The organism is Bacteroides faecium, from assembly GCF_012113595.1.
Taxonomy (GTDB): Bacteria; Bacteroidota; Bacteroidia; order Bacteroidales; family Bacteroidaceae; genus Bacteroides; species Bacteroides faecium.
In genome coordinates, this window is sequence record NZ_CP050831.1 from 3977239 (window position 1) to 3999138 (window position 21900).

At 42.0% G+C, this 21900-nt stretch carries 14 protein-coding genes; 9 read left to right on the top strand and 5 right to left on the bottom strand.

The genetic code is table 11. From position 1 onward, the window contains the following. The first annotated feature begins 19 nt into the window (after window positions 1-19). On the top strand, window positions 20-2461 hold the full coding sequence (locus tag BacF7301_RS14470; protein WP_167963830.1) for a family 43 glycosylhydrolase: 2442 nt from the start codon (window positions 20-22) through the stop codon (window positions 2459-2461). A gap of 90 nt (window positions 2462-2551) precedes the next feature. Here the strand turns inward: BacF7301_RS14470 and uxuA are convergent, their stop codons facing one another. Both uxuA and BacF7301_RS14480 read right to left on the bottom strand, forming a co-directional pair. Beyond that, on the bottom strand, window positions 2552-3736 hold the full coding sequence (gene uxuA, locus BacF7301_RS14475) for a mannonate dehydratase (RefSeq protein ID WP_209319450.1): 1185 nt from the start codon (window positions 3734-3736) through the stop codon (window positions 2552-2554). 30 nt (window positions 3737-3766) lie between these two features. Beyond that, entirely contained in the window at window positions 3767-4582 is an 816-nt protein-coding gene (locus BacF7301_RS14480) for an SDR family oxidoreductase (protein ID WP_167963832.1), read from the bottom strand. Window positions 4583-4702: 120 nt separating this feature from the next. Between BacF7301_RS14480 and BacF7301_RS14485 the strand changes: the two genes are divergently transcribed. Both BacF7301_RS14485 and BacF7301_RS14490 read left to right on the top strand, forming a co-directional pair. Beyond that, on the top strand, window positions 4703-5566 hold the full coding sequence (locus BacF7301_RS14485) for an AraC family transcriptional regulator (RefSeq protein WP_167963834.1): 864 nt from the start codon (window positions 4703-4705) through the stop codon (window positions 5564-5566). 71 nt (window positions 5567-5637) lie between these two features. Beyond that, window positions 5638-7587, top strand: coding sequence for a glycoside hydrolase family 97 protein (locus BacF7301_RS14490; protein ID WP_167963836.1), 1950 nt, complete (start codon window positions 5638-5640; stop codon window positions 7585-7587). 127 nt (window positions 7588-7714) lie between these two features. Here BacF7301_RS14490 and BacF7301_RS14495 read toward each other — a convergent pair whose 3' ends face one another. From BacF7301_RS14495 to BacF7301_RS14505, 3 genes are all read right to left on the bottom strand, one after another. Further along, complete coding sequence (locus tag BacF7301_RS14495) at window positions 7715-8557, bottom strand: aldo/keto reductase (protein ID WP_122365247.1); 843 nt, start codon at window positions 8555-8557, stop codon at window positions 7715-7717. Between the two features lie 456 nt (window positions 8558-9013). Next, window positions 9014-9397 carry a DUF3037 domain-containing protein gene (locus tag BacF7301_RS14500; protein WP_122365246.1) on the bottom strand — a complete coding sequence of 128 codons (384 nt, stop codon included), beginning with the start codon at window positions 9395-9397 and terminating at the stop codon, window positions 9014-9016. Beyond that, entirely contained in the window at window positions 9375-10157 is a 783-nt protein-coding gene (locus tag BacF7301_RS14505) for a HipA family kinase (RefSeq protein ID WP_122365245.1), read from the bottom strand. The genes BacF7301_RS14500 and BacF7301_RS14505 overlap by 23 nt, the downstream gene beginning before the upstream one ends. A gap of 152 nt (window positions 10158-10309) precedes the next feature. On the opposite strand from BacF7301_RS14505, the gene BacF7301_RS14510 reads away from it, so the two are divergent. The 6 genes from BacF7301_RS14510 to BacF7301_RS14535 all read left to right on the top strand — a co-directional run bounded on the left by BacF7301_RS14510 (window position 10310) and on the right by BacF7301_RS14535 (window position 21859). Next, window positions 10310-11920: a hypothetical protein gene (locus tag BacF7301_RS14510; protein WP_167963838.1), complete on the top strand. Its 1611-nt coding sequence runs from the start codon at window positions 10310-10312 to the stop codon at window positions 11918-11920. A gap of 82 nt (window positions 11921-12002) precedes the next feature. Continuing rightward, window positions 12003-13925: a glycoside hydrolase family 127 protein gene (locus tag BacF7301_RS14515; RefSeq protein ID WP_167963840.1), complete on the top strand. Its 1923-nt coding sequence runs from the start codon at window positions 12003-12005 to the stop codon at window positions 13923-13925. A 112-nt stretch (window positions 13926-14037) separates the two neighbouring features. Further along, complete coding sequence (locus BacF7301_RS14520; RefSeq protein ID WP_167963842.1) at window positions 14038-15960, top strand: alpha/beta fold hydrolase; 1923 nt, start codon at window positions 14038-14040, stop codon at window positions 15958-15960. Between the two features lie 44 nt (window positions 15961-16004). After that, a complete protein-coding gene (locus BacF7301_RS14525; protein ID WP_167963844.1) occupies window positions 16005-18284 on the top strand; it encodes a heparinase II/III domain-containing protein in 2280 nt (759 codons plus the stop codon). Between the two features lie 101 nt (window positions 18285-18385). Then, on the top strand, window positions 18386-21157 hold the full coding sequence (locus tag BacF7301_RS14530; protein ID WP_167963846.1) for a two-component regulator propeller domain-containing protein: 2772 nt from the start codon (window positions 18386-18388) through the stop codon (window positions 21155-21157). A gap of 186 nt (window positions 21158-21343) precedes the next feature. Beyond that, window positions 21344-21859 (top strand): sigma-70 family RNA polymerase sigma factor, encoded by a 516-nt coding sequence (locus BacF7301_RS14535; RefSeq protein WP_008021644.1) that lies wholly within the window; start codon window positions 21344-21346, stop codon window positions 21857-21859. The last annotated feature ends 41 nt before the right edge of the window (window positions 21860-21900 follow it).

Here is a 21900-nt window from a genome sequence, read left to right on the forward strand (position 1 = left end):
TGAATAAGACTTGAATACAATGAGAAAATTTACTTTATTGTTTTTATTAACATTGATAAGTTGGGGACTTTATGCACAGGAGTATCCGAAGGCTATTATTTCGGGAGACTATGCTGACCCTAGTATTATAAGGGACGGGAAGGAATATTATATGACTCATTCTCCATTCTATTATGCTCCCGGTTTTTTAATCTGGCATTCACAGGATTTGATAAACTGGGAACCGGTCTGCCGTGCTTTGACCGATTGGAAGGGTTCTGCTATGGCACCTGATTTAGTAAAGTACAAAGACAGGTATTATATATATTATCCCGCCGCCGGGACAAATTGGGTAACTTGTGCTGATAATATCAGGGGACCATGGAGCAAACCTGTGGATTTAAAAATAGGTGGCATTGACCCGGGGCATATTGTGGATGAGAATGGTAACCGCTATCTTTATGTCAATGAGGGTGAAGTGATTCGTCTGACTGATGATGGATTGGCTACTATCGGAGAAAAAAGACCGGTCTATGCCGGCTGGGAATATCCTAAAGAATGGAATACCGAATGTATGTGTTTGGAATCTCCGAAACTGAACTATAAAGATGGTTATTATTATATGACTTCCGCCCAAGGAGGAACCGCAGGTCCGGCTACCAGCCATATGGTTGTTGCCGCACGCTCTAAAAGTCCTCTCGGACCATGGGAGAATTCTCCCTATAATCCCGTAGTGCATACATATAGTTCACGTGAGAATTGGTGGTCTAAAGGGCATGGTACATTGATTGACGATGTAAATGGAAATTGGTGGATTGTATATCACGCTTATGCGAAAGGTTATCATACTTTGGGACGCCAGACTTTGATTGAACCTATTGAATGGACGGCTGACGGTTGGTTTCGTACCAAATCCACTGCTACTCCGATAAAGCCGGACAAGCAGATAAGTCATGGCTTGGAATTGTCAGATGATTTTAGCGGATCGGAATTGGGACTTCAATGGACTTTCTGGAAAGAGTATGCTCCGAAATCCCTTGTTTTTGACAATGGGAATCTTTGGGTGAAAGCGAAAGGAAATAGCCCCGCCAACGGGCGTCTGCTTTTAACAACTGCTGAAGATAAGAACTACGAAGCCCAAGTTGAAATAAATATCAGCAACGGAAATATTGCCGGGCTTCTTTTATTCTATAATGAAAAAGCTTTTGCAGGGGTCGTTTCTGATGGTGATAAATTTACGGTATATCAGGATGCGAATAAGAAAATAGAGTTGCCTAACAAACTAGGCAGCCGTTTTATTGCAAAAATACATAATTACGGTAATACTCTCCGGATAACGGTAAGCAAGGATAACGAGGAGTGGATAACACTTGCGGAAAATATAGATGTTTCGCAGATGCATCACAATACTTATAAGGGATTTTATGCTTTACGCATCGGGTTGTTTTCTGCCGGAAAGGGAAGTGCGGGATTCAAGCAATTCCGTTATAAGAATTCTGTTCCAAAGGAAAAAGACATGAGTGCTTATCTGATGGTATTCCATAAAGACGAAACACATGGGCTTTATATGGCTGTCAGTCGTGACGGTTATACGTTTACGGCATTGAATGATGCGGAGCCGGTTATCGCCGGAGATACGATTGCCTGTCAGAAAGGAATTCGTGACCCTCATATTTTTCGCGGTCCGGATGGCGCTTTTTATCTGGCAATGACAGACTTGCACGTGTTTGCGAAGCGGGACGGCTATCGGGAAACCGAATGGGAACGTGATGGAAAAATATATGGTTGGGGAAATAACCGTGGGCTGGTGCTGTTGAAATCCTGGGATTTGGTTAACTGGAAACGTGCGAATATCCGTTTTGACAAATTATCCGCAGGATTGGGTGAAATAGGTTGTGCATGGGCTCCCGAAGTAACATATGATGAGAAGAAGGGAAAGTTGATGATTTATTACACGATGCGTTTTAGAAATGAAGCGAACAAACTATATTATGTATATGTAAATGATGACTTTGATACCATTGAAAGTATTCCGCAGATTTTGTTCGAATATCCTAATGAGGGTGTCTCTGCTATTGACGGGGACATTACGAAAGTAGGAGATAAGTATCACTTGTTTTATGTTGCCCATGACGGGGGTGCAGGAATCAAGCTGGCGGTTTCGACTCGTGTGAACGGAGATTATGAGTACGATCCGCGTTGGTATGATTTTGAGCCTAAGGCTTGTGAAGCTCCTACCGTTTGGAAACGGATCGGTGAAGATAAATGGGTACTGATGTATGACGTGTATAGCGTGACTCCTCATAATTTCGGCTTTATTGAAACATCGGACTTTGTGAACTTTAAAAACCTCGGACGTTTCAATGAAGGGGTGATGAAAACAACCAATTATAGTGCTCCCAAGCATGGTGCGGTTATTCATCTGACTGCTGAAGAAGCTGATAAATTGGAAAATTATTGGCGGAAGAATAAGAAGAAATAGTTTCTGGCGCATCTACATGGATGAAAAAGATGTGATGATGGCATCTTGTGTCTATAGTTGCCTCATCACATCTTTTTTTATATTGTTCCGTTATATCATCTGCCGTCCTTTTTCATCATCCACCACAGCCATCATCCCTTCCACTTGTGCCAGAGCCAGCATACGTCCGTGGAAAGAATATCCCGGATTATAACCTTTGTCTTCGTCTCCAAGCATCATCCGTCCGTGGTCTACACGCATGGGGAGTCCCGGATTTTCATTTTCGAAGATACGGATAAGGTCAATCAAATGCCCCCTTCCTGTGAGATGGGAGCTTTCAATGAAGTTTCCACCTGGTATGGCAGCCGTACTACGCAGGTGTACGAAGTGGGTACGTTTGGCAAATTTCTTTGCCAGTTCACGGGTATCATTATGTTCGCCTGCACTCAAAGAACCTGCGCAGAAAGTCAATCCGTTATGTGGATTATCTACTGCGTTCAGGAACCATTCAATATCACTTTCATTGGTGACGATACGCGGTAAGCCTAGGACTTGGAATGGCGGGTCGTCGGGATGCACGCACATATTGACGCCATACTCTTCGCATACGGGCATGATTGCAGATAAGAAGTAACGCATATTATCACGCAAAGTATCGCGGTCAATATCTTTGTATAAGGCGAGTAGGCGCTTGAAGATAGCAACCGGATTTTTATCCCCTTCCTTGATATTGCCGTTAACGAAACCTTGTGTCTTGACAATGATTGTATCAATCAAGGCATCTTTCTCCGCTTCTGTAATTACTTTATCCAGTTCGGTTACTTTATGAAGCTCTTCTTCAGTATAGTCGTTTTCTGCTCCTTCGCGTTCCAGAATCCGGATATCGAAATAAGCAAAGCGAATACGGTCGTAGTATAAGGAACTGGTTCCGTCCGGCCAGGCGTGCTGCAAGTCAGTACGTATCCAGTCGATGACAGGCATGAAGTTGTAACATACGGTTTTTATTCCGCATTTGCCCAAGTTGGCAAGGCTTACTTTATAATTCTCAATCAACAGTTCACGTTCCGCCCCCGCATATTTGATTGCCTCGCATACGGGGAGACTTTCTACTACTGACCAACGCAAACCATAATATTCGATGTAAGACTTCAAATCATTGATATCCTCTACAGTCCAGATTTCTCCGTTCGGTACGTCATGCAAAGCAGTGACAATACCTTCTACGCCTATTTGTCGGAGCATCGGCAAAGTTATCTTGTCTTTTTTACCGAACCATCTCCATGTCTTTTCCATCATAGCTTCTTTTCTTTATTTAGGAGCAATTATTTATACACCGCTGAAAGCACTGAAACCACCGTCGATAGGCAACATAGCTCCGGTTACGAAACTGGCAGCATCACTACACAGGAAATGTACGGCACCATTCAGCTCTTTAATGTCACCAAAACGTTTCATCGGAGTTTTAGCCAATACTTTTTTGCTTCTATCCGTCAGTGAACCGTCCGGATTGATAAGCACGCGGCGGTTCTGGTCGCCGATGAAGAAGCCCGGAGCAATGGCGTTAACACGAATACCGTCACCATATTTCAGTGCCATTTCGCAGGCCAGCCATTGGGTGAAGTTGGCTACGGCAGTTTTGGCGGCAGAGTATCCCGGAACACGGGTGATAGCACTGTATGCGGCCATTGATGATACATTAATGATGCATCCTTTGCCTTGTTTAGCCATAACCTTTCCGAATATCATGGACGGATAAACCGTTCCGTTCATATTCAGATTAGTCACTTTCTCCCAACAGGAGATGTCCATATCGTAAAAGTTCTGTTCCGGTTCGAGAGTAGCTCCCGGCATGTTTCCACCGGCAATGTTCAACAGGATATCAATCCGTCCCCATTTGGCAACGATTTCTTCCGCTACTTTTTCCAGGCTGGCGATGTCCAGCACATTACCGATGATACCGATTACATCTTCTCCATATTGTTTCAGTTCTGCTACCCGGTTGTCCAGTTGTTCCTGACGAATGTCGATAGCTACTACTTTTGCTCCCTGCTGTACAAAGTGTTGGGCAATATTTCCACCCAGTACACCACCTGCTCCGGTAATAACAGCTACTTTACCGGCAATACTAAATAATTCGTTCATGGTTCTATCAAATGTTTTTATGAATTGATGCAAAAATAGCGGGTTTTTACACACACTATGATGCGTATCTTTGCAAGATATTTACCTATCTTTGCAAAAGTAGTTTAGAAAGGAGAATTTATGAAGAAGATAATGAACGAGAAGTTGACTATTACGACTTCCAATCCTGTCCGTGCCCGCTTTTATGAATATCCGCGTTTCACTTACCCGTGGCATTTCCATAGTGAGTATGAAATTATCTATGTGGAGAAAGGAGAGGGGGATTGCCTGGTGGGTGACAGCATTATCTCTTATGCAAAAGGGGATTTGATTCTTTTCGGTTCGGAACTTCCCCATAGCATGCAGAGTCCGCCGGATAACGGAGAAGAATCCGTATTGAAAGTAAAAGGCGTGAATATCCAGTTTGAGAAAGACTTTATGCATTACTCCATTTCCCAATATTCCCAGTTTATTCCTATCAGGAACTTATTGGAAGATGCTTGCCGGGGAATTAGGTTCACCGTTTCCCGTTCGGGAAAAATCATCAAGCTATTAAAACAGATACCTTCTGCCAAAGGAGCGGAACAAATCATCCTGTTGCTTTCACTTCTGCAAATAATGGCTACCAATGATAACAGGAAATATCTGACTACTTCCCATTATACCCCGTCCCCTTCCATTATGCGTAACGAAAGAATGGAAAAGGTGATTGCCTATCTTAACAAACATTATACCGAGTCTCTCGGTCTGGATGAAATAGCTTCTTATACAGCCATGAATCCTACCGCCTTCTGCCGTTATTTCAAGGAAAACACAGGAAAGACATTCAAAGAATATGTACTTGATATGCGTATCGGCTATGCTTGTAAGCTATTGAATAGTAGTATGATGAATGTTTCGCAAATCAGCGCGACATGCGGATTCGAATCCCCTGTGCATTTTAACCGCATCTTCAAGCGGGTGACTGGGATGACACCTACTTTTTATAGGGAGCAGATGGAATAATCTTTCCGGGGAATAATTTGTTTGAGTATAATTTCCTTCTCGTTCGTATCTAATAGGAAAGAAGAATAAACATGAACGTAAATAGAATGAAGAAAAGAATTTTGCTTTTATTGCTGGTGATACCGGCATTGTTGAAAGCGCAGGATGTAATGACAGGAACCCGCCAGGAATTGACATCTCCTGACGGAGCTTATCGTTTTACCTTCTATCAACGTGCGGTGGGAGAGGATAATGCACAAATGTATTACACCTTGACTTACAAGAACCGTCCGGTAATTGAAGAAAGTAAATTGGGAGTTCTGATTGAAAATCAGTTGTTCGAGTCGGCACTGGGTGTTCCGAATGATACTTGTCATTTCTGGTGTGAGAATCTGAAGTTGACGGGAACAGAGCGACGGAAAGCGGATGAAACATGGAAACCTGTATATGGGGAACGTGCCGAGATTCGTGACTGTTATAATGAGATGACCTTGAAATTCAAGAAAGGTGAAGGAGACGGAGCACAGGAAGGTGGCTATGATAAGCGCAAGAATTACTTTATGAATATCATAGTGCGTGCCTATAATGAAGGAGTCGCTTTCCGTTATCATTTCCCGGAAACAACAAACGGGCTTTTCCTGCATATCATAGGCGAGCAAACCAGTTTCACAATGCCTCAGGGAACAATGGCTTATTATGAGCGTTGGGCACAAGGGCCTTATGCACTTCGTCCGTTGGAAGGTTGGGGAAAAGAAGAAAGTGAACGTCCTTTGACATTGAAACTGCCCGACGGATTATCAGTTGCCCTGTTGGAAGCGGAAATGGTGGATTATGCCCGTGGCAAATTCCGTTTGTCAGCAGACAAACCTTCTACTTTGGAGACAAGCCTGTATAGCAGTGTCGATATAATTTCTCCTTATAGCACTCCGTGGCGTGTTATCATGGCTGGCGAACGTCCGGTCGATTTGATTAACAACAATGATATTGTCTTGAATCTGAATCCGGCTTGTAAACTGGCTGATACTTCCTGGATTAAACCGGGAAAAGTATTCCGTTCGGGCGACTTGAAGCAAGAAAGAGTGAAAGCGGCTATTGACTTTGCGGCAGAGCGCGGTATTCAGTATGTGCATATGGATGCAGGTTGGTATGGGCCGGAAATGAAGATGAGTTCGGACGCTACTACCGTTTCTCCGGATAAAGACCTTGATATACCTGCTTTGTGCCAGTATGCCGAATCGAAGGGAATCGGACTTATGGTATACGTCAATCTGCGTGCATTGGTGCAGCAATTGGATACTTTATTACCTTTATATAAGAAGTGGGGATTGAAAGGTATCAAGTTCGGTTTTGTACAGATTGGTAATCAGCGTTGGAGTACCTGGCTGCATGATGCAGTCCGCAAATGTGGAGAATACGGTCTGATGGTGGATATTCACGATGAATATCGTCCGACAGGTTTCAGCCGTACTTATCCTAACTTGATGACACAGGAAGGCATCGGTGGCAATGAAGAGATGCCGGATGCTTTACATAACACGATTCTTCCGTATACACGTTTCCTGGCAGGCGCTGCGGATTATACACTGTGTTATTTTAATGGCAGAGTGAAGAATACGAAAGCGCATCAGTTAGCAATGGCAGCAGTGTATTACAGTCCTTTGCAGTTTATGTTCTGGTATGACCGGCCTGAATTTTATAAAGGAGAAGAAGAACTCGAATTTTGGAAAGCCATTCCGAGTGTATGGGACGATAGCCGTGCGCTTGACGGAGAAATTGGTGAATATATCGTTCAGGCACGTCGTTCGGGAAGTGACTGGTTTGTTGGAGCAATGACAAACACGGAAGCCCGCACTGTCACATTGACTACGGATTTCCTGGAACCGGGAAAGAAGTATATGCTTCATCTGTATGAAGATGACGACAAGCTGAATACACGGACGAAAGTACACAGTACTCATAAGAAAATAAAGGCAGGCGACAAACTTGTCTTGAAGTTGAAGGCAAGTGGCGGAGCTGCGTTGCATTTTACTCCGCTTAAGTAAGCTAGTTAATAATTATCCCTTTAAGGCACGGATTACATGGATTCCACGGTTTTATGAATTATGATAACATAAAGCAACAGTGTAATCTGTGTAATCCGTGCCTGAAAAAGAAAATTATAGTGAACTGTTATTTACTATAATTAATCAGCCACTTCACCATTTCCGGGTCATAGTGGGAGAAGAAGAGAGTCTTGGCTGTATCAAGCTCGGCAATAGCCGCCATATCGTCAGGTGTTAACGCAAAGTCGAATACATTGAAATTCTCAATCATACGTTCTTTGTGGGTAGACTTGGGAATTACGATAATATCGCGTTGAATCAGATAACGCAGTGCAACCTGTGCCACAGACTTACCATATTCTTTCCCGATTTCCTGAAGGGTTGTATTGGTAAAGAAGTCGTTCCTTCCTTCGGCAAACGGTCCCCATGACATAATCTTAGTGCCATATTCCTTCATTACTTCCTGTAACTTTATCTGTTGATTGAAAACGTGCGTCTCCACTTGGTTGACGGCAGGAGTGATTTCACAGAATTCCGCCAAGTCTACAAAACGGTCGGGATAGAAGTTGCTGACGCCGATAGCACGAACTTTTCCGGCCTTGTATGCTTCTTCCATAGCCCGGTACGTTCCGTAATAATCACCGAATGGCTGATGAATGAGCAATAAGTCAATATAATCGCTCTTTAACTTGCGCAGCGACTCATCAATAGAAGCTTTAGCCTTATCATAACCGGCATTTGAAATCCACACTTTCGTAGTGATGAACAGTTCGTCACGTGGCACACCGCATTTGCTGATTGCATTTCCTACACCTTCCTCATTATGATAGGCTTGTGCCGTATCAATAGAGCGATATCCTACACTGATTGCATCCGATACGCAACGTTCACACTCTTCAGGAGTAACCTGATAAACACCATAACCCAAAATAGGCATTTCAATGCCATTGTTCAATTTTACCTTTTCCATAATCAAGCTATATTAAAATAAAAGCATAATTCTAACGTTAATCTCCTGTATGCAAAGTTATCCTGTAAAAGCTAATCTGCTCCTATATAAATTACTGGTTTTGCTACCATTTTTACGGATAACCCTGTCATTACATATAATCTCTCTTATATATAGTTGTTTTGGGAGTGTTTTGTTCTCCGGATTCGTCGTATATGAAGTTAAATCAATTAAAAGAAGTATTATGAATGAATACACTCTTTCGTAGAAACAAGGTTCGTTTATTAATAGAACAACCTTGTGCCGGATAAGGACGTTTCTTCTTTTTGTCTACCTTTGTCCCGAAACAGAACTTAAAACGGATATTGCAAGATTAATAAGGGTAAATGAAGTATATATTAGAAACTTGGTATATCAATATATTAGGTTTATGTGTGTTTAGAGGTCTTATCCCAAAGGGAGTAAGACCTCTATTATTTATAATACGAGCTCTTCAAACAGTCTTTCCAAAGTCCTGTCCAAGTCAGCGGAAAATCCCGGATGCGGACGGGATACCTGTATGCAGGAACTTTTCACCGCAGTCAGCCAGCGGAATCTGTCTGGAATATCCATATTAGCTATCGCTCCCCCTTCCTTATTCCCCAGACATATCTTATCAAAGACCTGTAATCCCTCTTTCAAACAACTAACGTCCAATTCGGAAGAAAACAGTTTCAATTTATTTTCATTTATTGTATAAAGGGATTTAAGATACTTGCACCGTTTGGAAAACAGTACAATACCTACATTAATAAATTCCTCACGTTCAACCCTGGGGACGAAACGGATGACTGCGTATTCATATAAGTGCCTTTCTTGCATTTTGCGCTTCATTTACAAATGTTTCGGAATGGTTTATCCTTTCTTCTAAAAATTGAATATAAATATCTCTCAGGTCTTGCGGAGTTTCCTGTCCGTCCGTCCAGTTCAGCCAGTCATCGGGAACTGCATTGACTATTTCCCGGATTTTATCAGAAGTCAGCAGTTGCTTGAACTCAGCATCCGCCTCTTCCAGTTTATCGGCAAACGGCAACAGCACATGGTCTTTTATCTGCACGAACGGACTAAGCGCATGCTTTTGCCAAGTAGTCCATGAATGGTGAAAATAGAGGGAAGCCCCATGGTCAATCAACCACAGTTCCTTATGCCACATCAGCATATTCGTATTTTTGATAGTACGGTCTACATTGGTCAATAAGGCATCCAGCCACACAATTTGCGAGGCTGTCTTGCCGTCTACTTTATGCACAACGGGGTCGAACGTTAATGCTCCCGACAGAAAATGCAGCCCCAGATTCAACCCGCGGCTCCATTGCAGTAAATCCTGTATTTCTTCGTCCGCTTCCGTCCGTCCGAAAGCCTCGTCCAGGTTCAGAAAAACAATCTCCGGTACTCTGAACCCCAACGTACGGGCAATTTCCCCGCCAATCAGTTCGGCAATCAGCGCTTTCGTCCCGTGTCCTGCCCCTCTGAACTTTACCACATACTTAAATTCATCGTCAGCTTCGGCCAATGCCGGTAATGAGCCCCCTTCCCGCAGGGGAAGAATATATCTTGTGACATTTGCTGTACGTAAATCCATATAACTCCTTTCTTAATTGAGAATAAAGATACAACGTTTTTGTGAAATAGTTGATGAAAGACTTCCGATAATAATAGTTTTTTTATATTTTTCGGTTGAGTATATGTAGTCATTACTGCGTATTATATGGAAGAATGATAAATGAATTAAACATGAAACTACTTCGGTTTTTTATATTTGTAATATTGGCTGTTAGTTTATTGCCAAGTAGCATAGCTGCCGAATGGCAGTGGTCCGTGCAGATTTCAGGTATTGTTTCCAACGAAACGAATGACCATCCGCAGGCTTTTTTATGGATACCGTCTGATTGTGTCCAGGTGAAAGGGGTTATGATAGGTACTCATAATATGACGGAAGAAACTCTGTTTGAGAGTGCCTTGTTTCGGGAAAAAATGTCTGAAATAGGTCTGGCACTGATATGGATTACTCCGGGGTGGGATCAGAAATGGGACATAACTGCCGGAAGCCAGAAGGCATTTGAACAAATGCTGGATGACTTTGCTTCTGTTAGCGGATATAACGAATTGAAATATGCTCCGATTGTTCCGTTCGGACATTCGGCAATGGCTACCTATCCGTGGAACTTCGCAGCCTGGAATCCCGACCGCACATTAGCCATTATCTCTTTGCATGGAGATGCGCCACGCACTAACCTTACCGGATATGGTCGTGACAATATGGAGTGGGGGAAACGTACGATTGACGGCATCCCTGGATTGATGATTGAAGGCGAATACGAATGGTGGGAAGACCGTGTAAATCCGGCTTTGGCATTCCGTATGATGTATCCTAAAAGTTGCGTCTCTTTCCTTTGCGACACAGGACGAGGACATTTCGATATAGCCGACCGCACCGCTGGTTATATTGCGTTGTTCTTAAAGAAAGCACTGGAATATCGTATGCCTGCAACGTATGATTTGAATAAGCCTGTGGAATTGAAGAAGCTGAATCCGCAGAATGGCTGGCTTGCCGAAAGGTGGCATCCGAATCAGAAGAAACGTGCAAAAGCTGCTCCTTATAAAGAGTATAAAGGAGACTCGCACGATGCATTCTGGTATTTCGATAAGGAAATGGCTGAAATGACGGAAGAACGCTATCGCCGGGAGAGAGGGAAGAAACCACAATATTTAGGTTTTGTACAAAAGGGGCAATTACTCACATATAATCCCCAATCCCATGTGAAAGTTGCCGCCCGCTTCCTGCCGGAAAAAGACGGATTGACTTTTCATCTGAAAGCTGTATATACGGATAGCTTACATACTGCAATTTCTGACGAACATTCGCTCACTTCTCCTGAAATAACCCGTATCTGTGGCCCGGTTCAAAAAGTGAACGACACTACTTTTACTGTCCGTTTCTACCGTATGGGAATGTACAATCAGCGCCGTACGGGAGATATTTGCCTTCTAGCCAGCAATGATGGTGACAAGCACTATAAAAGCACAGTTCAGGAACTTACTTTCCGGATTCCCTATCGCAATACGGAAGGTAAACGCCAGCATATTCTTTTTCCGGGTCTTGACGATGTGAAGAAAGGTACGGAAGCTATATCTTTATATGCGACTTCCGATTGTGGGCTACCCGTATATTACTACGTGAAAGAAGGGCCGGCAGAAATAGAGGGAAACAAGTTGGTATTTACTCGAATTCCCCCACGCAGTAAGTTCCCGTTGAAAGTGACTGTGGTGGCATGGCAATATGGATTGGCAGGAGAAGTACAGACTGCCGAACCGGTAGAACGGAGTTTCTTCATTTATCCATGAAATATTAAATTCGTATTTTTGCATTGAGTAATAGGCGGAGTCTATTCGTATCCAATAATAAATAAGGATATTAAAAATGATTATGAATAAGAAATCTTTAGTTGCAATCGCATTATTGGCAGTATCGGCTATATCGTCGGCTCAATCTGTGTACCCCGGACAGCACCAGGGGAAAATGAAAAAAGAGACAGTGGTTCCTGTTCGGGTAGAAAGTTTTGATTTGAAAGACGTCCGTTTATTACCGAGTCGCTTTCGTGACAATATGTTGCGGGATTCCGCTTGGATGACCTCTATCGACGTAAGTCGTCTGTTGCATAGTTTCCGGACAAATGCCGGAGTCTTTGCCGGTCGTGAAGGCGGTTATATGACAGTGAAAAAACTTGGTGGCTGGGAATCCTTGGACTGTGAGCTTCGCGGACATACTACCGGACATCTGCTTTCGGCTTACGCTTTGATGTATGCCGCTACCGGAAGTGAGATTTTCAAGCTGAAAGGGGATAGCCTTGTCAACGGGCTGACCGAAGTTCAGAACGCTTTGAAAGGCGGATATTTAAGTGCTTTTCCCGAAGAACTGATAAACCGTAATATCCGGGGAAAGAGTGTTTGGGCACCTTGGTACACCTTGCATAAGCTTTATTCCGGGCTGATAGACCAATATCTGTATGCAGATAATCAGCAGGCTTTGAAAACAGTGAGCAAAATGGGCGACTGGGCTTATAACAAACTGAAACCACTTAGTGAAGAAACCCGCAAACTCATGATACGCAATGAGTTTGGAGGTGTCAACGAATCATTCTACAATTTGTATGCTATCACAGGAGATGAACGTTACCGTTGGTTGGCCGAATATTTCTACCATAATGATGTAATTGACCCGTTGAAAGAACTTCGGGACGATTTGGGAACCAAACATACGAATACGTTTATTCCGAAAGTCATAGCCGAAGCGCGTAACTATGAACTGACAGAGAATGAGACCAGCAAAAAGCTCTCGGAATTCTTCTGGCATACCATGATTGACCACCATACTTTTGCTCCGGGATGCAGTAGTGATAAGGAGCATTTTTTCGACCCGAAGAAATTCTCTAAACACTTGACTGGCTATACCGGAGAAACCTGCTGTACTTATAATATGTTGAAGCTTAGCCGTCATCTTTTCTGTTGGACGGGCGATTCATCTATTGCCGATTATTATGAAAGGGCACTATATAATCATATCCTGGGACAGCAAGATCCGGAAACAGGAATGGTCACTTATTTCTTACCCTTACTTTCGGGCTCACATAAACTGTATAGTACTAAAGAGAACTCTTTTTGGTGTTGTGTCGGCAGCGGATTCGAAAATCATGCTAAATATGGAGAAGCTATCTACTACCACAACAACCAGGGAATCTATGTAAATCTGTTTATTCCTTCCCAAGTCACCTGGAAAGAAAAAGGATTAACCCTTCTCCAGGAAACGGAATTTCCGAAAGAGGAAACGACCCAATTTACTATTCGTGCCGAGAAACCGGTTCGCACTACTGTTTATCTAAGATATCCTTCATGGAGTAAAAAAGCGGAAGTTCTTGTGAACGGTAAAAAAGTAGCAGTAAAACAAAAGCCGGGTTCTTACATCGCTATCACCCGTGACTGGAAAGATAATGACCGTATCTCGGCTACTTACCCGATGCAGATTGAATTGGAAGCCACTCCCGATAATCCGAATAAAGTGGCTTTAGTGTATGGCCCGTTAGTGCTTGCCGGAGAACGGGGTACGGAAGGTATGCAGGCTCCCGCACCTTTCTCTAATCCTGCTCTTTATAATGATTATTATACTTATAATTTCCATGTACCTGCCGATTTGCGTACCTCATTGAAAGTAGATATGAAACATCCGGAACGTACTTTGCAGCGTACAGGAAAAGAACTGGAATTTACAACAGAACAAGGAGATGTGATTCGTCCGCTTTATGATTTGCATCATCAGCGTTATGTGGTATATTGGGATTTGCAGTCGAAATAGAAAAATTTAAGAACGAATTACACGAATTACGCGGTTTTATAATTATAATTGCATCAAACAACAGCGTAGTTCGTGTAATTTGTGTTTAATACGAAGTTAATAGATAACGAAAATGAAGGGAAGATTATTAATAGTAATTTTTATAAGTATCTGTTTTATTGCAGGTTCCTGCAATGTATCATCCGTACAAGGGAGTCGTTATAACTTCTCTTCATTAGATTCTGTTATTCAAGGCTGGGTGAGTAAAGAGTACTATCCCGGTGCTTCTATCTGTGTAGTAAAGAATGATTCTGTCATTTTTCAGAAGAACTACGGTAGCTATACTCCTAATACAAAAGTATACGTAGCCTCTGCCGGAAAATGGGTGGCGGCTGCTGTTATCGGAGCGGTTGTGGACAGTACCAGTTTGGACTGGGATGACCCTGTGGAAAAGTGGTTGCCGGAATTTAAGGGAGATGCCAAAGGAAAAATCCTTTTGCGACAATTGTTATCTCATACTTCCGGAGTGCGTCCCTATCTTCCTGAACCGCGCGTAGATAATTACAATCATCTGGATTCCGCCATTATTGAGATATTGCCGTTAGATACGGTTTTTACTCCGGGAAGCCGGTTCCAGTATGGAGGGCTTGCCATGCAGATTGCCGGAAGAATGGCGGAAGTGGCAATGGGGAAAGAGTTTGAAACTCTCTTTCAAGAACTATTGGCGCAACCATTGGAAATGAAGAATTCTCATTTTACTCCGATAAATACAGATGGCGGACATGCCCCGATGTTAGGTGGTGGTCTGTGTACTACCTTGAACGATTATATTCATTTCCTATCCATGATTTATCATGATGGAATGTATAACGATAAGCGGATTATATCTGCACAAACTGTAAAAGAAATGCAGGCCGACCAAGTGAAAGACGCAATAATCCCTTCGAATAACTCGGATAATTATGTAGCGAAAGGGCTAGGACAATCCCACAATGGAATCTACGGATTGGGAGAATGGCGTGAATTAATCGATAAGAAGACAGGTGAAGCTTATCAGATTAGTTCACCAGGATGGGCTGGCGCTTACCCGTGGATCAATAAACGGGAGAATGTTTATGGCTTCTTTATTGCTCATGTAGTCGGTGCTTCCAGTAAAGAAGATGGTTTCTCGTCTTTTTATGGTAGTCCTGTAATTTCGAGAACTGTTTCAGAGATTGTAAAGGGACATCCGTTGGTTGTGAAACAAGGCCGCGTTGAAGTGGGCAACGGTTCTCTTTACTATGAGGAAGCCGGCACAGGTGCTCCCGTCATCTTTGTTCATGGTCATTCTTTGGATCATCGTATGTGGGATGAACAATTTTCCGTACTGGCAAAAAAATATCGTGTGATCCGCTATGATTTGAGAGGATATGGCATTTCGTCTTCACAAACGGAAGACTATCAATTTACACACGCTGAAGATTTAGTTACTTTGATGGATTCTTTGCACATTAAGAAAGCACATATCGTCGGACTTTCTTTAGGTGGTTTTATTACTGCCGATATGTTGGCGTACTTCCCGGATCGGATGTTATCTGCTTTTTTAGCCAGTGGAAACATTCGGAAATCGAAAGGCCCAAGTGAACCGATGACTCCGGAAGAAGCAAGAGTACGTGATAAGGAGATTGCTGCTTTGAAAGAGAAAGGGGTAGATGTGATGAAGAAAGAGTGGTTTGAAGGATTGATGAAGTCAGGAGGAAGTCAGCGGGAACGAATGCGTGAGTCTCTATGGCAAATGATCGATGAGTGGGATGCGTGGCAACCTTTACACAAAGAAGTACGGGTGGTAGCTGGCTTGGATGCCATCGAGAAATTGAAAAAGAATCATCCCGATGTACCTGCTTTAATTGTTGAAGGTCATTCTTCCGGCAACCGATTCTCAAAAGAACCTCCCATTTTACAATATCTTCCCAATGGAAAACTGAAAGTAATTGACGATTGCGGACACATGCTGAATATGGAACGCCCGGAAGAATTTAATGCAGCATTGGAAGAATTTTTGAAAAACGTTCAATAAAGAATAATATTGTAACTGATTATATATAGAATAGACTAAGTACCATGAAACAAACTATTATTGCTGTTATCTGTTTTTTGTGTGTTTCTTCATTATATATACAAGCACAAAAAATAAATCATCCTTCATTACTGTATACTCCACAACGCATACAGCAAGTGAAACAACGTATGCAGCATGAACCTAAATTGCAGGAAGCATGGGGAGATATTAAGAAAACAGCAGATGAAGCTTTGCAAAAGAAAGATTTTAATCGATTAGACTATTTGTCATTAGCTTATTTGATGACTGATAATAAGGAGTATGCAGACGCAATCAAAGAAATCCTCCTGAAAACTGTGGAAGCCGAATCATGGGGAGATGTGGAAATGATGGCACGTATTCCTGCATGGCGTTCACAACTGGGTATGGCTCATAAGAGTTTTCTTTCCGCAGTGGGGTATGATGCTGCATACAATGTCATGTCTTCTTCAGAAAGAAAAAAGATAGCCGAAGGATTGAAACGGTTAGCCGTGGAACCGGCATTGGGAGACTGGTTGTTGGAGCCGACCCGTATTCACTCATTGAATTCGATGGGACATAACTGGTGGACCTCCTGTGTTTGTCAGGGTGGAATATTGGCTTTGAGTCTTCAAAATGAACTTCCCGAAGTAAAAGAATGGGTGGAGCAACTTCACGAATCACTTCCTGAATGGTTCGATTTTGCCGGTGATGTATTGCAACAGAAAGCAAAGAGTTTTGATGAGGCCGGTGGAATGTATGAAAGTCTGAATTATGCTAACTTTGGTATTCAGGAAGCTTTGTTGTTTAGGATAGCTTGGATAAACACTCATCCCGGACAGAATCCGGGTGATATTCCTCAATTGGCAAAATTGCCGAGTTACTTCTCACAAGTCTGCTACCCACGTACGGGTATGCTGCATAGTTTGAATTTTGGAGATAGCCATAAAAATGTATCGGCAGAATCCAGTATGATGCTATTGTATGCATTGGGGATGAAAGATCCAACTATTTTGTGGTATATATCCCATGTGGAACAAGGACAACATCGTGATGGCTTTTTCCTGAATCGTCCTATGGGCTTCCTTTACACTCCTGATTTGAGTAAGGCGCCCGCTGTCCCTCAACTGCCAACTTCCCAATTATTTGCAGATTTTGGTTGGGCTACGATGCGTAATTCGTGGGAAAAGAATGCTACTATGTTGGCAGTAAAAAGCGGTCATACATGGAATCATTCTCACGCAGATGCCAATTCATTTATTGTCTTTCATAAAGGGGTAGATATTATTAAAGACGGGGGAAACTGTTGGTATCCTAATCCTGCTTATCGGAATTATTTCTTTCAAAGCCAGGCGCATAATGTAGTACTGTTCAATGGCGAGGGACAACCCCGTGAGCAGCAGTACAGCGGTTCTACTTTGAGAGGATATTTACATCATCTTTTGGATGCGGGAAATGTGAAATATGTCCTGGCTAATGGAACAGGTCCTGTATCTAATAATTTCAGTCGTAATTTCCGCCATTTCCTTTGGATGGATAATGTGATTTATATGATTGATGATTTAAAGACGCATAAGGTCGGCCGTTTTGAATGGCTGTGGCATACCAACGGGACTTATAAGAAGTCGGGAGTTGACGTGAATGTGACGAATGGTAATTCTTCCGTTGTGATTCGTCCTCTTTATCCCCGTTTGCTTGCTAAGTCTGGTTTTGTACACGACTATCCGGAGGATTTGTATTGGGAAGAAATACAGGCTCCAACTGAAGATTTGAAAGGTACTGAAACCTATTATTCATTTCATTTGCCGGCAGAAGTCAATCGAGTAAAAGGGCTGACAGCTATTATTTTGAAGGAGACTCCCAATGAAAAAGACCTGCCGCAAATGGAACGGCGGGAAGGACAAGATTGGATTGGGCTTCGTATCCGTCATAAAGGGAAAGTGACTGATCTTTATATTAATCAATTAGCAGACGGCAGACTGATGCACAGCAACTCATGGATTATGCCGGACGGCTGGATGACAGATGCCTATATGTTTGCAGTTTCTTATCCCGAAGGAACGGAAGCCAAAGACGCCAAAGATTTCTTTATCTGTCATGGCAGTGCATTAAGGCGTGATAAAGAAACCTATTTTTCTTCTTTGGCTAAGTTGTTTGTCATCCAAAAGGAAGAGGATAAGAAGCTGAATCTTTGGACAGACGGACAGCCGAAGATAAATGCTAGTTTCAGGAGTAAGAAGAAGCCAATAAGAGTAGAGGTTAATAATAAGAGAATTCCTGTTGTTTATAAACAATCCCAATTGAGTATAAAGCTGGTAGATTAACACTCATTTTTAATGAGGAATGTGTTTTGTTTTTGTATAAACCTACATAAAATTCGGGATATTTTATGTAGGTTTGCATTGTTTCATCAAATATGAATCCTATGAATAATCTGATACGACATATAACAAGCCTTATATTTATTTCTTTTTCTCTGTCTGCCTATCCGATTTCTTATTCCTTCCGTGGCCTGTCAGAAACAAATGGATTATCTGATTTAACGGTCAGTGCCTTGTATAAAGACTCCGTAGGTTATCTTTGGATTGGAACAGCTACGTCAGTTGAATGTTTTGATGGCTTTCGTTTTAAGCATTATCCGATATTCGGAGATGATGAGAAACTGAAATGGGTGAATGTGATTGCAGAAACGCAAGGCAACCGGATTTGGGTGGGAAACGATATGGGCCTTTGGCGGATAAATAAAGAATCCGGTAAATTAGAACCGTTTGTTGCTGAAGTGATAAAATTCGGAGTTCGTTCTTTATTGACCGATGCGCAGGGAACCTTATATATTGGCAGTGAAAAAGGATTGTTTGTCTGCAAAAATAATGAAATGGAGCAGATTACTATTAATGCGGATATGTGGTCATCGGATAATTTCATAGTCGATTTGAATATGGGAGAAAAGGATACATTATGGATTCTGACTCGCTCCAAACTATATTCAATGAATCTGTCTACCCGAAAAATAACTTTATGTCCATGCGGTGACAATGATAGACAGGATTATACTTATCGGAAAATGGCACGAATTGGTTCCAGGCTCTATTTAGGGACAATGGAACATGGAGTGGTTGTTTTCGATATACCGACAGGGAAGTTCAGGGATAATTGGATTGATTTGGGATGCAATGTAATTTCCTCTCTGTCGGGTGACGGAAAAGATATACTTTATGTTGGAACAGATGGAAATGGAGTGCATTTTGTATCTGTCAAGGAAAATAAGGTTATGAAATCTTTCCGCTATGAACCCGGTACTAATGGCGGAATCCGCTCTAACTCTGTCTATTCATTGCTGGTGGACAGGGAAGGATTGATATGGGTTGGATTCTATCAGTTGGGACTTGATTATACACTGTATCAGAGCGGGCTTTTCTCTACCTATTCTTATTCTCCTTATTTTGACTCAAAAGACATACCGGTACGGGCCATAGCTATCAATGAGAATGAAAGATTGATAGGTTCCCGCAATGGCCTCTTTTATGTTGATGAGACGAATCGGCGTTTTAGGAGTTTCAAGTCACCCCAATTACGCTCTAATATGATAATGTGCATTTACCCGTTTCAAGGAAAGTATTATATCGGTACGTATGGTGGTGGCATGTATATACTGGATTCTTCTACATTAACTATCCGTGATTTTGAACCTTCGGAGTCTCCTTTTGTGAAAGGACATGTTTTCTGCATCAAGTCGGACAATGACGGTTGTCTGTGGATTGCCACTTCAATGGGCTTGTATCAGTATAAAGATGGCGAACAACTCAATCACTATACCAGTTCGAACTCCAAACTGCCGGAAGGGAATGTGCTTGATATATGCTTTGATTCTACAGGAAAGGGCTGGATTTGTACGGCTACCGGTTTATGTATCTGGGATCCTTCCACTCGTAGTATAAAATCAGATGTATTCCCCGAAGGCTTTATACATAAAGAGAAAATCAGGACAGTATATGAAGATTCTTCCCACGAACTCTATTTCCTTCCGGATAAAGGCCCCATTTTTATTTCCGATTTGTCAATGACTCATTTCCGAAGATTCCAGCCGGGTACTCTTTTGGAAGGGAAAGACGCCATGTTTATGATCGAAGACCGTGAAGGGTGGCTGTGGATTGGTACGAATCAGGGCTTGTACCGTTATGATAAAAAAAATACAATTGTTCCTTATACTTTTGTGGACGGCTTGCCGAGCTCTGTTTTTATCACCTGTTTCCCTGTAATAGATGCTTCGGGAACAATCTGGTTTGGTAATTCCAAAGGATTGATTTATTTGACCAGGGATTTACGTGATATAAATGAAGAAAATAGTTATCCCCTGGCTATTACAGATGTATATGTGAATGGTAAAGAACCTTATCATCCTGCTATACAGAGAGAACAGCATCTCTATAAAGTCTCTTTGGAACCGTCGCACAAGAATCTGACTATCTGTTTCTCCGGATTTACTTATTCCGATCCTGCATATATGTCTTATGAATATAAAATGGAAGGGATGGATGATGATTGGCAGTTGTTGGGTGGTAAATCCGAACTGACTTATTATGACCTGTCTTCCGGGAAATATCAATTCAAAATCCGTCGGATTGGTGAGCCCGGTTCGGAAATCTGTTTATCAGTGACTATTGCTTCCTCTTTTAACGCGACCTTATGGGGAATAATTCTATTATTGATTGCAATAATATGCTTAAGCTATGCTTATTACCGGAGAAAAAAGAACTCTCCGGCTCTTGCGGCGGACGCCATAGAAACCGGAAAACCGATAGTTGAAGAAAAATACAGAAAGAGCAATGTGAGTATGGAAGAATGTCATCGGCTGGCAAACGAACTGGATATGCTGATGCAGGAAAAAAGACTGTATGTTAACCCTGATTTAAAGATTGCGGATTTGGCGTCAGTATTGAACGTCTCTCCATATACATTGTCCTACGTGTTTAATCAGTTCTTGAACAAGAATTATTATGATTATCTGAATGATTACCGTATAGCTGAGTTTAAACGGTTGCTTAATGAGGATGAATATTCAAAATATACCTTAAGTGCTTTAGCTGAACTGTGTGGTTTTAGTTCTCGTACTTCCTTTTTCCGTTATTTTAAAAAGACGACTGGAATAACCCCGAACGAATACGTCCAAAGTATAGGACGAACTAATGAAGATTGATTGCCGGAGTCTCATATAATAATTTGAGACTCTAGCTTACTGTTGTCTAATTAATTGATTACCAGTAGGTATTATGACTTCTGTTTCCCTTCCAATAGGATGAAATCTATCCGCCCTTTTTTATTGTTTCTTTTCCGTATTTACCATTTATATTTGCCAGCGTAATGATAAACAAAAATCTAAGCAATGGAAAATATAAACATGAAATCCACTCAACTGGTTGCTGACTCTTATAAGAGTTATCATCATTCCGTTTATCTTTATATCTATTATAAAATAGGTAAGGACGAAGAAGCAAAAGACCTGTCACAAGATGTCTTTTTGCGTTTGATGGACTATAAGCAGATATTGCGTCCGGAAACAGTGAAACATTTTATATTCGCGATTTGCCGGAATCTGGTAACGGACTATTTGCGTCGTTTTTACAAAGCTCAAGAAGTAACATCATATCTTTTCGACCGGATTCCTACTTGTACCAATGAAGTGGAGAGCCAGATCATTGCCAATAATCTATTGACATGTGAATGGGAGAGAGCCAATCAGCTTCCTGAACAACGTCGGAAGATTTATATCATGAGTCGTTTCGAAAATAAATCCTCGGCTGATATTGCCGCCCAATTGGGAATTTCTTCCCGTACGGTGGAAAACCACTTGTTTATCAGTCGGAAAGAAATCCGTGAGTATATCCAACAGTGTATCTAATATTAGAATAAATAGTATAAATGTTAGTTTTAAATTTTATG